A 515-nucleotide genomic window follows, 5' to 3' on the forward strand; every position below is an offset into this window, starting at 1 on the left:
GCAGCAAATCCATGTGTTTCAGGTAGTCCGTCCAGCGCAGATGGCTGCTGCCGCCAGACCACTCGCTGTCGTGTCTGATGACCAGACCGGCAACCAGATCCCTCACATCCATCTCCGGGTACTGCAGGGCCTGATGCAGCTCCCATCCGGACAGTTCGCCATCATGGTTCAGATCCATCTTACGGATCAGCGCCTGATAATAATTCGACACCTGCTTCTCACGAATACCACGCTCTGGCCGCACCCATTCAGAAAGATGGTTAAACGCCGATTTCACCCAGTTCTCATGCAGGGATTTCTCCATACTGGCTGTGGCGGGCTGCTCAAACGCTGAGAACCCCCGATTTTTTAGGTCATACTGGCTGATATCCGCCTTCACGTCGTCGCCACTCAGCCAGGCACCCTGCCCGATATCGAACCAGCGCTTGCCGGCGCTGTCGGTGAATGACGGACATTTGGCCTGCGGCAGGATTTTGTGAATATCTTTCCGTACCTTCCCGCTGGTTCTGGTGAAG

1 protein-coding gene is annotated in these 515 nt (G+C 55.7%); it reads right to left on the bottom strand.

What is annotated here, in order from left to right; translation table 11 throughout:
* Window positions 1-515 (bottom strand): penta-EF hand family protein (locus ACFOY6_RS24355; protein WP_379652488.1); only part of this gene is annotated, 515 nt, incomplete at both ends.

It is taken from the genome of Teichococcus aestuarii (assembly GCF_042651065.1).
Classification (GTDB): domain Bacteria; phylum Pseudomonadota; class Alphaproteobacteria; order Acetobacterales; family Acetobacteraceae; genus Pseudoroseomonas; species Pseudoroseomonas aestuarii.